Annotated in this window: 13 protein-coding genes; 9 read left to right on the plus strand and 4 right to left on the minus strand. The window is 66.2% G+C overall.

The features are described 5' to 3' along the window. Positions 1-31: 31 nt before the first annotated feature. The 4 genes from CHB74_RS01815 to CHB74_RS22335 all read left to right on the plus strand — a co-directional run bounded on the left by CHB74_RS01815 (position 32) and on the right by CHB74_RS22335 (position 3819). A complete protein-coding gene (locus CHB74_RS01815) occupies positions 32-919 on the plus strand; it encodes a F0F1 ATP synthase subunit gamma (RefSeq protein ID WP_089217872.1) in 888 nt (295 codons plus the stop codon). 50 nt (positions 920-969) lie between these two features. Then, positions 970-2439, plus strand: coding sequence for a F0F1 ATP synthase subunit beta (gene atpD, locus CHB74_RS01820; RefSeq protein WP_089217873.1), 1470 nt, complete (start codon positions 970-972; stop codon positions 2437-2439). A 51-nt stretch (positions 2440-2490) separates the two neighbouring features. Beyond that, positions 2491-2754, plus strand: a complete 264-nt coding sequence (locus CHB74_RS01825) for an ATP synthase F1 subunit epsilon (RefSeq protein ID WP_089217874.1) — start codon at positions 2491-2493, stop codon at positions 2752-2754. A gap of 198 nt (positions 2755-2952) precedes the next feature. After that, positions 2953-3819 carry a PEPxxWA-CTERM sorting domain-containing protein gene (locus CHB74_RS22335; RefSeq protein ID WP_425442228.1) on the plus strand — a complete coding sequence of 289 codons (867 nt, stop codon included), beginning with the start codon at positions 2953-2955 and terminating at the stop codon, positions 3817-3819. Between the two features lie 47 nt (positions 3820-3866). Here the strand turns inward: CHB74_RS22335 and CHB74_RS01835 are convergent, their stop codons facing one another. From CHB74_RS01835 to CHB74_RS01845, 3 genes are read right to left on the minus strand one after another with little or no spacing between them, the layout of a single operon-like run. Then, positions 3867-4271 carry a VOC family protein gene (locus CHB74_RS01835; RefSeq protein WP_089217876.1) on the minus strand — a complete coding sequence of 135 codons (405 nt, stop codon included), beginning with the start codon at positions 4269-4271 and terminating at the stop codon, positions 3867-3869. A gap of 13 nt (positions 4272-4284) precedes the next feature. Continuing rightward, a complete protein-coding gene (locus CHB74_RS01840) occupies positions 4285-4734 on the minus strand; it encodes a DUF6265 family protein (protein ID WP_245842533.1) in 450 nt (149 codons plus the stop codon). Between the two features lie 44 nt (positions 4735-4778). Beyond that, positions 4779-5714 carry a DMT family transporter gene (locus tag CHB74_RS01845; RefSeq protein WP_089218002.1) on the minus strand — a complete coding sequence of 312 codons (936 nt, stop codon included), beginning with the start codon at positions 5712-5714 and terminating at the stop codon, positions 4779-4781. Between the two features lie 87 nt (positions 5715-5801). On the opposite strand from CHB74_RS01845, the gene CHB74_RS01850 reads away from it, so the two are divergent. After that, positions 5802-7316 carry a TadA family conjugal transfer-associated ATPase gene (locus tag CHB74_RS01850; protein WP_179220668.1) on the plus strand — a complete coding sequence of 505 codons (1515 nt, stop codon included), beginning with the start codon at positions 5802-5804 and terminating at the stop codon, positions 7314-7316. 101 nt (positions 7317-7417) lie between these two features. On the opposite strand, the gene CHB74_RS01855 is transcribed toward CHB74_RS01850, so the two are convergent. Continuing rightward, complete coding sequence (locus tag CHB74_RS01855; RefSeq protein WP_089217878.1) at positions 7418-9001, minus strand: ABC-F family ATP-binding cassette domain-containing protein; 1584 nt, start codon at positions 8999-9001, stop codon at positions 7418-7420. A gap of 261 nt (positions 9002-9262) precedes the next feature. Between CHB74_RS01855 and crtY the strand changes: the two genes are divergently transcribed. The 4 genes from crtY to CHB74_RS01875 are packed head-to-tail and all read left to right on the plus strand — an operon-like array spanning position 9263 to position 13417. Continuing rightward, entirely contained in the window at positions 9263-10435 is a 1173-nt protein-coding gene (gene crtY, locus CHB74_RS01860) for a lycopene beta-cyclase CrtY (protein WP_089217879.1), read from the plus strand. After that, a complete protein-coding gene (locus tag CHB74_RS01865; protein WP_089217880.1) occupies positions 10432-11910 on the plus strand; it encodes a phytoene desaturase in 1479 nt (492 codons plus the stop codon). The genes crtY and CHB74_RS01865 overlap by 4 nt, the downstream gene beginning before the upstream one ends. After that, positions 11910-12491, plus strand: a complete 582-nt coding sequence (locus CHB74_RS01870; protein WP_089218003.1) for an LOG family protein — start codon at positions 11910-11912, stop codon at positions 12489-12491. Before CHB74_RS01865 ends, CHB74_RS01870 begins: the two co-directional genes overlap by 1 nt. Then, on the plus strand, positions 12488-13417 hold the full coding sequence (locus tag CHB74_RS01875) for a phytoene/squalene synthase family protein (protein ID WP_089217881.1): 930 nt from the start codon (positions 12488-12490) through the stop codon (positions 13415-13417). The genes CHB74_RS01870 and CHB74_RS01875 overlap by 4 nt, the downstream gene beginning before the upstream one ends. Positions 13418-13420: the final 3 nt, after the last annotated feature.

The following is a 13420-nucleotide window of genomic DNA, read 5'->3' on the forward strand; positions in this document are numbered from 1 at the left end:
CGCGGAAGCGGCGGATAACAGGGACTAGGGAATGCCCAGCCTCAAGAGCCTCAAGGTTCGCATCACTTCGGTGAAGTCGACCCAGAAGATCACCAAGGCGATGAAGATGGTCGCCGCCGCCAAGCTGCGTCGTGCGCAGCAGGCGGCCGAGGCCGGCCGTCCCTATGCGGAACGGCTGTCGGCAGTGATGTCGAGCCTCGCCTCGAAGGTGACGATCGGACCGGAAAGCCCCAAGCTGCTTGCCGGCACCGGTAGCGACCAGCGCCACCTGCTCGTCGTCGCGACCTCGGAACGCGGCCTCGCCGGCGCGTTCAACAGCAACATCGTCAAGCTGGCCCGCAAGACCGCCGACGAGCTGATCGCCCAGGGCAAGGACGTGAAGTTCTACCTGATCGGCAAGAAGGGTCGCGCGGTCATCGCTCGCCTCTATCCGGGCAAGATCGTCCACCAGGTCGATCAGAGCCACATCAAGAACATCGCTTTCTCCGACGCGCATGAAGTGAGCCAGGATCTCATCAAGCGCTACGAAGGCGGCGAATTCGATGTCGCCCACCTGTTCTTCGCCAAGTTCCAGTCGGCGCTGGCGCAGATCCCGACCGAGCTGCAGATCATCCCCGTGCCGCTTGCCGCCGCCAATGACGGCGCCGCTGCGGCGGGTGCTTCGGCGGCGGTCGAATATGAGCCCGACGAGGAAGCGATCCTCACCGAGCTCCTCCCCCGCAACGTCGCGGTTCAGCTGTTCCGCGCGATGCTGGAAAATGCCGCTTCGGAGCAGGGCAGCCGCATGACCGCGATGGACAATGCGACGCGCAATGCCGGCGACATGATCAACCGCCTGACGATCCAGTACAACCGGACCCGCCAGGCCGCGATCACCACCGAGCTCGTGGAAATCATTTCGGGCGCGGAAGCGCTCTAAGACCCAAATCCTGATCGGGTCCGCGCACCCGAACATTGAGGTGAGAAGACATGTTTGAGCCCAAGTCCGCGAATAAGGCCGCCGCCGCCGGCAATGTCGGCCGCGTCAGCCAGGTCATCGGCGCCGTCGTCGACGTGCAGTTCGACGGCCAGTTGCCGGCGATCCTTTCGGCGCTGGAAACCGAGAACCAGGGCAACCGCCTGGTCCTCGAAGTCGCCCAGCACCTCGGCGAAAACACCGTCCGCACGATCGCGATGGACACCACCGACGGCCTGACCCGCGGTCAGCCGGTCACCGACACGGGCTCGCAGATCCGCGTTCCGGTCGGCCCGCAGACGCTCGGCCGCATCCTCAACGTCATCGGCGAGCCGATCGACGAGCGCGGCCCGGTCGGCACCGACCTGTCGGCGCCGATCCACGCCGAAGCCCCGCTGTTCGTCGACCAGTCGACCGAAACCAGCATTCTGGTTACCGGCATCAAGGTCATCGACCTTCTCGCCCCGTACGCCAAGGGCGGCAAGATCGGCCTGTTCGGCGGCGCCGGCGTGGGCAAGACCGTGCTCATCCAGGAACTGATCAACAACATCGCCAAGGGCCATGGCGGCACCTCGGTGTTCGCGGGCGTCGGTGAACGCACCCGCGAAGGCAACGATCTCTATCACGAGTTCCTCGACGCCGGCGTTATCGCCAAGGACGCCGACGGCAACCCGACGCCGGACGGCTCGAAGGTGGCGCTGGTCTTCGGCCAGATGAACGAGCCGCCGGGCGCCCGTGCCCGCGTCGCTCTTTCGGGCCTGACGATCGCCGAATATTTCCGCGACGTCGAAGGCCAGGACGTGCTGTTCTTCGTCGACAACATCTTCCGCTTCACGCAGGCGGGTTCGGAAGTGTCGGCGCTTCTCGGCCGTATTCCTTCGGCCGTGGGCTACCAGCCGACGCTGGCCACCGACATGGGCGCCCTGCAGGAGCGCATCACGTCGACCAACAAGGGTTCGATCACCTCGGTGCAGGCCATCTACGTGCCGGCCGACGACTTGACCGATCCGGCCCCGGCCGCCTCGTTCGCCCACCTTGACGCGACGACCGTGCTTTCGCGCGCCATCTCGGAACTGGGCATCTACCCGGCCGTCGATCCGCTCGACTCGACCTCGCGCGTGCTGACCGCCGCCGTCGTCGGCCAGGAGCATTACGAGACCGCTCGTAAGGTTCAGGAAACGCTTCAGAAGTACAAGTCGCTGCAGGACATCATCGCGATCCTGGGCATGGACGAGCTTTCGGAAGAAGATAAGCTCACCGTCGCCCGCGCGCGCAAGATCCAGCGCTTCCTGTCGCAGCCGTTCCACGTCGCCGAAGTCTTCACCGGCATCCCCGGCAAGTTCGTGCAGATCGAAGACACCGTGCAGTCGTTCAAGGCCGTCGTCGACGGTGGCTATGATCACCTGCCGGAAGCTGCCTTCTACATGGTCGGCGGCGTCGAAGAAGCGATCGCCAAGGCCCAGAAGCTGGCCGAAGCCGCGTAACGACGACTGTAAACCCCTCCCCGCATGGGGAGGGGGCTAAGGAACGTAGAAATGGCCGATCTGCACTTTGAACTCGTCACCCCGGAAAAGCTGCTCCGTTCGGAAGACGTCCACATGGTCGTCGTCCCCGGCACCGAAGGTGATTTCGGCGTGCTCGCGGGCCATGCCCCCTTCATGTCGGTGATCCGTTCGGGCGAATTGCAGGTCTATTCCGGCCCCAACACCGTTTCGGCGCGCATCCACGTCGAAGGCGGTTTTGCCGAAGTGAACGAAAAGGGCCTGACCGTCCTCGCCGAGGCCGCGTCCGACGCCTGATCCCGCTTCGGGACGGCTGGCTCCGGCCGGCCGTCCCAAGCCCTTGCAAGATTAACCGGATTACATAGCCTCCTTGGCGCAATAACAAGGAGGACGAGGATGGGTATCGGAAGGGTCGTGCAGCTGGCCTTGATCGGCTGCACCACAATCATCTCCGCCAGCGCGCTTGCCGCTACGGCAAACCCGAAATATTCGACGATGTACGTCTTTGGCGACAGCCTTGTCGACGCCGGCAATATTCGGCTGACGACGGGTGGAACCGTGCCCGCCGAGTCGGACGGCTATTATCAGGGCCGTTTTACCAACGGCTATGACTATACCGATCACCTGTCGATCGCGCTTTATGGGGCGCCGACCACGGCATCGCTGGCCGGCGGCAACAATTATGCTTTCGGTGGCGCGCGCGTCGTCAACCATGGCGATGCCATTCCCGACGTCCAGTTCCAGCTCGGCGCTTATGCGGCCGGCCATGGCGGCGTGGCCGACAGCGACGCGCTCTACGTCCTCAATTTCGGCGGCAATGACATTTTCGGCCTGCTCGCCGGCAATATCGGCAGCTACACGCCCGACGACTATATCGCGGCGGTCGTCGCCACCTATGCCGGCAGCGTCCAGGCGCTCAATGATATGGGCGCCCGCAATATCCTGATCACCGGCATTCCCAACCCCACCGAACCGCTGGCCTATATGGTCGATGGACTGCTTCAGTCCGCGCTCGACGGCCTCGCGCTCGATGCCGGCACCGATCTGATGCGCTATTCCTATCTCGATGCCTTCGCCCGCATTGTCGCCGACCCCGGCAGCCTCGGCCTTGGCCCGATGGATTTTTCCACGCCTTGCCGTGCTGCCGTGGCCAATGGGCCGGGCATGGATTGCAGCGGCTATTTCTCGTTCGATGGCACGCATCCGAGCGCGCAGGTGCAGGCGGCGATCGCGCTCGACATGGATCGCCAGTTCGCGCTCACCGCGTCGGTGCCCGAACCGGCGAGTTGGGCGATGATGATCGCGGGCTTCGGCCTTGTCGGCGGTGCGCTGCGCCGCCGTGAACGCGCCTTCGCTATTTGATCGCGGGTGACTGAGGGGGCGCCGCCCGCAGACGGCGCTCCCCTGCCCTAGCGGAAGTTCAGTTCCACCAGCACGCCATTGGGGTCGCGCGCGAATATCTGGCGCAGGCCGAACGCGGGCAGGTCATTGCGGAAATGTTCGACGCCCGCCGCCTCGATGCGCCCCAGCATCCCGCCATGATCGTCGCAATCGAACGCGACATGGTGGACCATCGCGCTGCCGGGATCGGCGGGCGGCGCGATGCCGTCATCGCCGGGATAGGGCGTGCCAGCCCGGCCGACATGGAGGGCCGCGGCGCCGCTGTCATCATAGATCCATGCGGCGTCCGTGATCTCACCGGCCATGCCCAGCGGCGGCGCCGTGCGCATGCCGAGCACATCCCCATAAAAGGCAATCGTCGCTTCCAGATGCGGCGTGCGGATATTGACGTGGTCGAGCTTCCTGATGGCCATGTCGGCGCTCCTCTCACCTTCTCTTGTAGCGCCAGCTCTCCGCCTTGCTGCCGTCTATCATTGATACGGATACAACGAGTATTTCCTTTTCCCGGCGGTAATGCACGCGCTGCGGATAATCATGGGCCGGATTTTCAAACACCGCCTCGCCCGCCCCCGATCGAACCAGCGCGAAGGCGACCGCCGGCGCCCCCTTTGGACTGCCATAGAAGGTGATGCGCCCCGCGCCGTCGGCCATGATCCGCATATGTTCGAAGAAGTCGGCGGTGGCGCCCTTGCCCGTGATCCCCGCGCCGATCAGGATGCCGCCACGCGGCGGGGTCCACCATTCCTCGGCCCAGCGCCCATCCACTTCCGTTGCCCAGGCGCCGGCAAGCCAGCCGAACTGGCTTATGTCCTGTGCCCCGGCAGGAGACGCTGCGGCCATCGCCGCCGCCACGATCATTACCGTCCCGATCCGCATGGCCCGTCTCCCCGTGGGAAAAACGGGGGCAGCATAACGCAGGATCAGTCGGGCGTCCCCTCCACCACCGGCTCGCGCTGGCTGTGGAACAGCCAAAGCCCGGCGCAGACGATCAGGCCGACGCCGCCCAACGTCACCGGATCGGGGAAATCGCCGAAAATCGTCGCCCCGATGATCAGCGCGACGATGATCTGGACATAGACCATCGGCGCGATCGTCGCCGCGCTGGCCCGCATCGTGGCCAGATAGATCAGCAGATGGCTGGTCGTGCCGGTAAAGGCCACCGCCGCGCAGCGCAGCACCACCGTCCAGTCCGGCCAGGCGATATGGAGCGCCGGCATGCCCGAAAGCTCGCCCAGCGCCGCCGCCGCCAGCAGGATCGGCGTGGCGAAGCACGCGATCAGAAACTGCATCTGCAAGGCCGGCGCACTGCCCGCCGCCATGCGGTTGAAGATCATCAGGAAGGCCATGCCGAACGCGGCGCCAACGGGCAGCAGCGCCGCCGGCCCGAGCGCGATCAGATTGGGCCGCAGCACGATCAGCACGCCCGCAAAGGCCGTGGCGGTGGCCACCATCGCCGCCCGCGTCGGCCGTTCGCGCAAGATCAAGGCGGACAGCAAGGCCGTCAGCATCGGGCTGGTGAACTGGATCGCGGTGGTATCCGCGATCGGCATGGCCTGCACGCCCAGGAAGAAGCCCAGCGTCGCCACCGCCACCGCCGCGCCACGCCCGAATTGCAGCAACGGCCGCGGGCAGGTGAAGCCGCTACGCCCCTGCGTAATGGCGATGCCGATCGCCAGCCCCACCGCGCCAAACACATAGCGCAGCGCGGAAACCGCCGATCCGGGCCACTGGCCGGCCATGGATTTCACGATGCCATCGCCCACCGTCAGCATCGCGAATCCCGCCAGCGCCAGCAGCATCGCCGCCCGGCGATCGCTGGACGCCACGGACGGAGCGGAGGCGGCGGAGGCGTTCATCGGCGCCCCCATCGGGCGGAGTTAGGCAATTGTCAAAGTCTCTCGCCTATCTTCAATCCAAATGACCCAAGACAAGGTGGTAGGGCGATGAGTGCATTCGGGCGACGCGGTGGATTGACGGGCGGTGGTGCCCAGCGTCCCTCCTTTGGCGTCGCGCGGCCCATGCAGGGCGGCGGCGCGGCTCCGGCCTCGCCGCTCGATGGCGGCAACCAGTTCCCGCCGGTCGACGCCGAAACGCTGCCCGGCGCGGTCGAAGCCGCCGCCCCGCTCGATGCGATGGCGCGGCTTGCCCATCGCCAGGATTCGCCCGGCGAAGCAGGCACCGCCAAGGTCGAAGGGTTCGAGGCGTCGGTCCACAAGATCAAGGAACAGGTGCTGCCGCGCCTCCTCGAACGCGTCGACCCGGAGGCCGCCGCCACGCTCAGCAAGGATGAACTGGCCGAGGAATTCCGCCCGATCATCGGCGAGGTGCTGGCCGAACTGAAGATCAACCTCAACCGCCGCGAACAATTCGCGCTGGAAAAGGTGCTGGTCGATGAACTGCTCGGCCTCGGCCCGCTGGAGGAGTTGCTGGCCGACAGCGACATCAGCGACATCATGGTCAACGGGCCGGAACAGACCTACATCGAAAAGAAGGGCAAGTTGACGCTCGCCCAGATCCAGTTCCGCGACGAGGAACATCTGTTCCAGATCGCCCAGCGCATCGTGAACAAGGTCGGCCGCCGCGTCGATCAGACGACGCCGCTGGCCGACGCCCGCCTGCCGGACGGCAGCCGCGTCAACGTGATCGTGCCGCCGCTCAGCCTGCGCGGCACCGCCATCTCGATCCGTAAGTTTTCCGCCAAGCCGATCACGCTCGACATGATGGCCGGCTTCGGATCGATGAGCCCCAAGATGGCGACCGCGCTCAAGATCGCCGGCGCCAGCCGCTTCAACATCGTCATCTCGGGCGGCACCGGCTCGGGCAAGACGACGATGCTCAACGCATTGTCGAAGATGATCGATCCGGGCGAACGCGTCATCACCATCGAGGACGCGGCCGAACTCCGCCTGCAACAGCCGCACTGGCTGCCGCTGGAAACCCGCCCGGCCAATCTGGAAGGCAATGGCGCGATCACCATCCGCGATCTCGTCGTCAACGCGCTGCGTATGCGGCCCGATCGCATCATCCTCGGCGAAATTCGTGGCAGCGAATGTTTCGACATGCTCGCTGCCATGAACACCGGCCACGATGGCTCGATGTGTACGCTTCACTCCAACTCCCCGCGCGAGGCGCTGGCGCGTATGGAGAACATGGTGATGATGTCGGACATCAAGGTGCCCAAGGAAGCGATCAGCCGCCAGATCGCCGATTCGGTGGATCTCATCGTCCAGGTGAAGCGCCTGCGCGACGGCTCCCGCCGCGTCACCAACATCACCGAGGTGATCGGCATGGAAGGCCCGGTGATCGTCACGCAGGAACTGTTCAAGTTCGAATATCTGGACGAAAGCGCCGACGGCAAGATCATGGGCGAATATCGCTCCATGGGCCTGCGCCCCTACACGCTCGACAAGGCCAAGCAGTTCGGCTTCGACCAGCCCTTCCTCGAATCCTGCCTCTAAAGCGATTTCGAAGCAGACGAATTCATCTGCTGGCTCGGAAATCGCGGCATAACAAAACCATAGAGCGGCTTATCCGGAGCAATCGCTTCGGATAAGCGGCTCTAACCGGATCGCATTACCGCGAACCTCCGCTCGACGCCGATCGCGTCGAGAAAGGCGGTGTCGTGGCTGACGATCAGGATAGCGCCGTCATATTCGGCGAGCGCGGATTCGAGCACCTCGATCGATTCCAGGTCGAGATGGTTGGTCGGCTCGTCCAGCATCAGCAGCCAGGGCGGCCGTTCCCCGGCCAGCGTGCAGGCCAGCCCCGCGCGCAGGCGTTCGCCACCGGAAAGCGTGGCCACCGGCTGCAAGGCATCGCGATTGCGGAAGGCAAAGCGCGCGCAGGCGGCATAAGCGGCCTGTTCGCCAAGACCGGGGTTGAGCCGCCGGAAATTGGCCAGGATGCTCTCTTCCGGTCGCAGCAGGCCGACATGCTGGTCCAGCATCGCCATCCGCCCGCTGGCACGGCGAACCTCGCCTGATCGCAGCGGCACCGCACCCAGCGCCGCCTTCATCAGCGTCGTCTTACCCGCGCCATTGGGCCCGGTGATGCCGATCCGCTCCGGCCCCCGGACATTGAGCGTCCATGGACCGAGCACCCGGTCGCCGGCGGCCACGGTCACCGCGTCCATCGCCAGCAGGTCGGCATTGGCAGGCAGGCCGGATGGCGGCAGCGCGATGGTGAGCGGGGTCACGATCTCCATTCTGGCGCGCGCGGCATCCGCCCGATCCAGCGCATCGGTCACCAGTCGCTCGCCGGTCCGTCGCGCTTTCGCACCGCTATTTTCCGCTTGTTCGGCCCGGGCGCCCAACAGGATTTTGGGTTCCGATCCGCGCGCGGCGAAGGCGCGCCCTGCCTTGTCCCTGCGATCCTTGGCCTCACGTTGGCGCTGCAGGGCGCGCTGGGCATCGCGCAACTGGCCGTCCGCGCGCTCCATGTCTGATGCAGCCCGCGCCCGCTCGGCCTCGCGCGCCTCGGCAAAGGCGCTCCACCCGCCGCCGAAGATCCGCACACCCACCGGGGTCAGTTCGACGATGCGATCCACCATTTCCAGCAAAGCGCGATCATGGCTGGCCACGATCACCCCGCCCCGCCAGTCGCGGATCAACGCCAGGATCGCCGCACGTCCCGCTGCATCCAGATTGTTCGTCGGCTCATCGAGCAACAGCAGGTCGGGCGCCTCGATCAACAGCCGGGCAATGCCGATCCGCGTCCTCTCGCCCCCGCTCAGCGTGCCCATCGGCCGATCGAGCGCGATGCCGCCAAGGCCTACCTCGGCCAGCGCCGCCTCGCTCCGCGCCGGCAATTCCCAGTCGGCGGCGGAAAAATCCGCCTCATCGCCCTCGCCCGCGAGAATGCGGTCGAGCAGCGCCAGCGCATCGCGGATGCCGAGCGCACCGGAAACGACATCCACTTCATCCCACGCCTGCGCCAGCGAACCGACCGTGCCGGACCGCATGATCTTGCCCGCCGCCGGTTCGGACCGGCCGGCGATAATGTGGAGCAAGGTGGATTTTCCCGAACCGTTGCGGCCGACAAGGCCGATACGCTCGGCCCCCACCGCAAGGTTCAGATTGTCGAAAAGCTGGCCCTGATCAGGCGTCGCGACGGAGAGAGAATCGAGCGTAAGGAAGTTTGGCATGAAGCACCGTGAATGCGGAGGAAACAGGACGGGTCGCGCTGTTCATCCGGTCGTTCACGGCATCACTCCTCACTGAAATCAGGGCCAAAGATAGGCGCGCTCCATTGCAATCGCAACCATGTCAGCGCCGCAAACTGCCTCGGAACGAGGGCAGAAACACGCGGGCGCGCCCCTTCCTCTTCCGCTTAACCAATTCCATGCCCGCGATACTGCGGTGAAGGGATGACGCGCGGGCGATGATCCGTGTAAGGCTGTCGACCAATGGCGCAGACCAAACATTGTGACCTGGCGATCGCCGGCGGGGGACTGGCGGGCAGCCTGATCGCGCTGGCGCTGGCCGCGCGCCGGCCGAACGTGCGCGTGCTGCTGGTCGACGAAGGCGAGACGATCGGCGGCAACCATATCTGGTCCTTCTTCCACAATGACGTGGCCGATGCCGATCGCTGGCTGCTCGCCCCGCTCGTCGGCCATGGCTGGCAGGGCTATAACGTCGCCTTCCCCGGGCGCCGGCGGAAGCTGGGCACGCCTTATTATTCGATCCTGTCCGAACGGCTGGATGCGGTGGTCCGGCGCACGCTGCGCGACGATCTGGTGATGACAGGCCGGCGGATCACCGCGCTCAACAAGACGACGCTGCTGATCGAGGGCGGCGATCGCGTGCAGGCCAAGGCGGTGATCGACGCGCGGGGGCCGGGCGATCTGGGCCAGATCGACTGCGGCTGGCAGAAGTTCGTCGGCCAGGTGGTGCGGCTGGAAAGCCCGCACGGGCTGGAACGGCCGGTGGTGATGGACGCGACCGTCGATCAGATCGACGGCTATCGGTTCGTCTATGTGCTGCCGCTGGATGCGGACCGGCTGCTGATCGAGGACACTTATTATAGCGACGCGCCGCTGATCGACTTGGACGCAGTGACCGCGCGGATCGCCGATTATGCCACCGCCAAGGGCTGGGCCATAGCCGAGGTGGAACGGCAGGAAACCGGCGTGCTGCCGGTGGCGCTGGGCGGCGATTTCGACGCTTATTGGCAATCGGGTGCGAAGGACGTGGCCAAGGCGGGCGTCCGCGCCGGTCTGTTCCACCCGACCACCGGCTATTCGCTGCCCGATGCGGTGCGCACCGCGATGTTCGTCGCCGGCCTGCCCAGCCCGGCATCGCGCACGCTGCACGATGTGATGCGCGAACATGCGCGGGCGACATGGGAGGAGCGCGGCTTTTACCGGATGCTGGGCCGCATGTTGTTCCGCGCCGCCGAACCCGAGCGCCGCTATCGCGTGATGCAGCGTTTCTATGGGCTGGACCGCGCGCTGATCGAACGCTTTTATGCCGCGCAGTCGACGGGCATGGACCGGTTCCGCATCCTCGCCGGGCGGCCGCCGGTGCCGGTGCTGCGCGCGATCCGGCTGATGGGAGAACGAACGGACATGCGGGCATGAGAACGGCGGCGGTGATCGGTGCCGGCTTTGGCGGGCTGGCGCTGGCCATCCGCCTGCAATCGGCCGGCATCGCGACGACGATCATCGAGGCCCGCGATCGCGTGGGCGGCCGCGCTTATATGTGGGAGAAAGACGGCTTCGTCTTCGACGCGGGGCCCACCGTGATCACCGATCCCGATTGCCTGCGCGAATTGTGGGCGCTGACCGGCCGGGTGATGGACGAGGATATCGACCTCGTGCCGGTGAACCCCTTCTACCGGCTGAACTGGCCCGACGGCACAAGCTTCGACTATTCGAACGACGAGCCCGCGCTGATGCGCGAGATCGCGCGGATCGAACCCGGCGACGCCGGCGGCTATCAGCAATTCCTGCAATATTCGGCCGGCGTCTATGCCAAGGGTTATGAGGAACTGGGCCATGTCGCCTTCCTCGACTTCGCGTCGATGGTGAAGGCGGCGCCAAGCCTCGCGCGCTATCAGGCCTGGCGATCGGTCTATTCGATCGTTTCGCATTATGTGAAGAACGAGAAACTGCGCCAGGCGTTCAGCTTCCACACGCTGCTGGTGGGCGGCAACCCGTTCACCACCAGCGCGATCTATGCGCTGATCCACAAGCTGGAGAAGGATGGCGGGGTGTGGTTTGCCAAGGGCGGCACCAACCGGCTGGTGGCGGCGATGGCGGCGCATTTCGAGCGGCTGGGCGGCACCATCCGGCTGGGCGACCCGGTGGCCGAGATCGAGACGCTGGGCGACCGCGTAACCGGCGTGCGCACCGCAAGCGGCTGGCGCGGCGAATATGCGGCGGTGGCCAGCAATGCCGACATCATGCACAGCTATCGCGACCTGCTGGGCAACACCGTGCGCGGGCAGAAGGCGGCGCGCGCGCTGGAGACGAAGCGCTTTTCGCCGTCGCTGTTCCTCGTCCATTTCGGGGTGAAGGGCACATGGCCCGGCATTCCCCACCACATGATTCTGTTCGGCGACCGGTATCGCGCGCTGCTGGCCGACATTTACGACCATGGCGTGCTGGCCGAGGATTTCGCGCTTTATCTGCACCACCCGACCGTGACCGACCCGAGCCTCGCGCCCGAGGGCTGTTCGACCTTCTACGCGCTGGCGCCGGTGCCGCATCTGGGCAAGTTGCCGATCGACTGGGCACAGGTGGGGCCGATCTATGCCGAGCGCATTCTGGCGGAAATCGAGCGGCGGCTGATGCCGGGCCTGAAGGAAAGGCTGATCACCAGCTTCCATTATGCGCCGGTGGATTTCGCCGGCGATCTCAACGCGCATCTCGGTTCGGCCTTTAGCCTGGAACCGATCCTGACGCAGAGCGCGTGGTTCCGCACCCACAATCGCGACGATCGTATCCCCAACCTCTATTTCGTCGGCGCGGGCACGCATCCGGGCGCGGGCATCCCCGGCGTCGTCGGATCGGCGAAGGCCACCGCCGCACTGATGCTGGAGGACATGAAATGATCCGCCGCTTGGCCGTCTATTGCGGATCGAGCCTGGGCAACGAACCGATCTTCGCCGATGTCGCCCGGCAGGTCGGCCGCACGCTGGCGGCGCGCGGTATCGGTGTCGTTTATGGCGGTGGCCGTCTGGGGCTGATGGGGCTTGTGGCCGATGCCGCGCTGGATGCCGGCGGCGAGGTGATCGGCGTGATCCCAGAGGCGCTGCGCGATGCCGAAGTGGCGCACAAGGGCTGCACCGCGCTCCACATCGTCGCGAACATGCACCAGCGCAAGGCGATGATGACCGACCTTGCCGACGGTTTCGTCACCATTCCCGGCGGGATCGGCACGATGGACGAGCTGTTCGAGGCGTTGAGCTGGGCGCAGCTCGGCTATCATGCCAAGCCGTGCGGGCTGCTGAATGCGGCCGGCTTCTACGACCATCTGACCGCCTTTCTGGACGGCGCCGTCGCCGCCGGCTTCCTGTTGCCCGCACATCGCGCCAATCTGGTCGAGGCGGGAACGATCGAGGAATTGCTCGACAAGTTCACCCGCCATCGGACCGCGCCGAGCATCGTCCAGATGGTGCGCGGCGACCTATGAGCGAGCGCGCCGCCCTTGTCGCCGCCGCCCAGCGCAGCATCGCCCGGGGATCGAAGAGCTTTCGCGCGGCGAGCCGCCTGTTCGGCCGCCCCACGCGCGAACGCGCCTGGCTGCTTTATGCCTGGTGCCGGCGTTGCGACGATCTGGCCGACGGGCAGGATCATGGCCATGCGATGGCGCGGGTGGACGATCCCGCCGCCCGGCTGGCCGAAATCGAACGGCTGACCGAACAGGCGCTGGCGGGAGCCGCGACCGGCGATCCCGCCTTCGACGCGCTGGGCGTGGTGGTGGCCGAATGCGGCATCCCGCACGCGCTGCCGCGCGATCTGGTGCAGGGCTTCGCGCTCGACGCGGCCGGGTTCACCCCGCGCCATGCCGACGATCTTTATCGCTATTGCTATCATGTCGCCGGCGTCGTCGGCGTGATGATGGCGATGGTGATGGGGGTGCGCGCCGACGATCATGACACGCTGGACCGCGCCTGCGACCTCGGCATCGCCTTCCAGCTCGCCAATATCGCACGCGACATCAACGAGGATGACGCCGCCGGGCGATGCTATCTGCCGGACGACTGGCTGGCCGAGATGGACGTGCCCCCGGGCGAAGCGATGCGCCCGCCCTGGCGCCCGCGCATCGCGCTGCTGGCGAAGCGGCTGGCGGCGCGCGCCGAGGCGCATGAGGCGGCAGCGCGCGGTGGCGCATCGGCGCTAGGTTTCCGCGATGCATGGGCGGTGCTTTCCGCCGCCGACATTTATACCGGCATCGCCCGCGAAGTGGCCGCGCGCGGCGAACAGGCATGGGACCATCGCGTCGTAATCGGACGCGGGCAAAAGCTGGCCTGGGCGGCGCGATCGGCGGCGCTGGCCGCCAGCCGCAAGGCGATTCCGCGCATCGACCGTGCCGGCCTGTGGACAAGGCCGCGCTGACGG

This window comes from Edaphosphingomonas laterariae (assembly GCF_900188165.1).
Classification (GTDB): domain Bacteria; phylum Pseudomonadota; class Alphaproteobacteria; order Sphingomonadales; family Sphingomonadaceae; genus Sphingomonas_E; species Sphingomonas_E laterariae.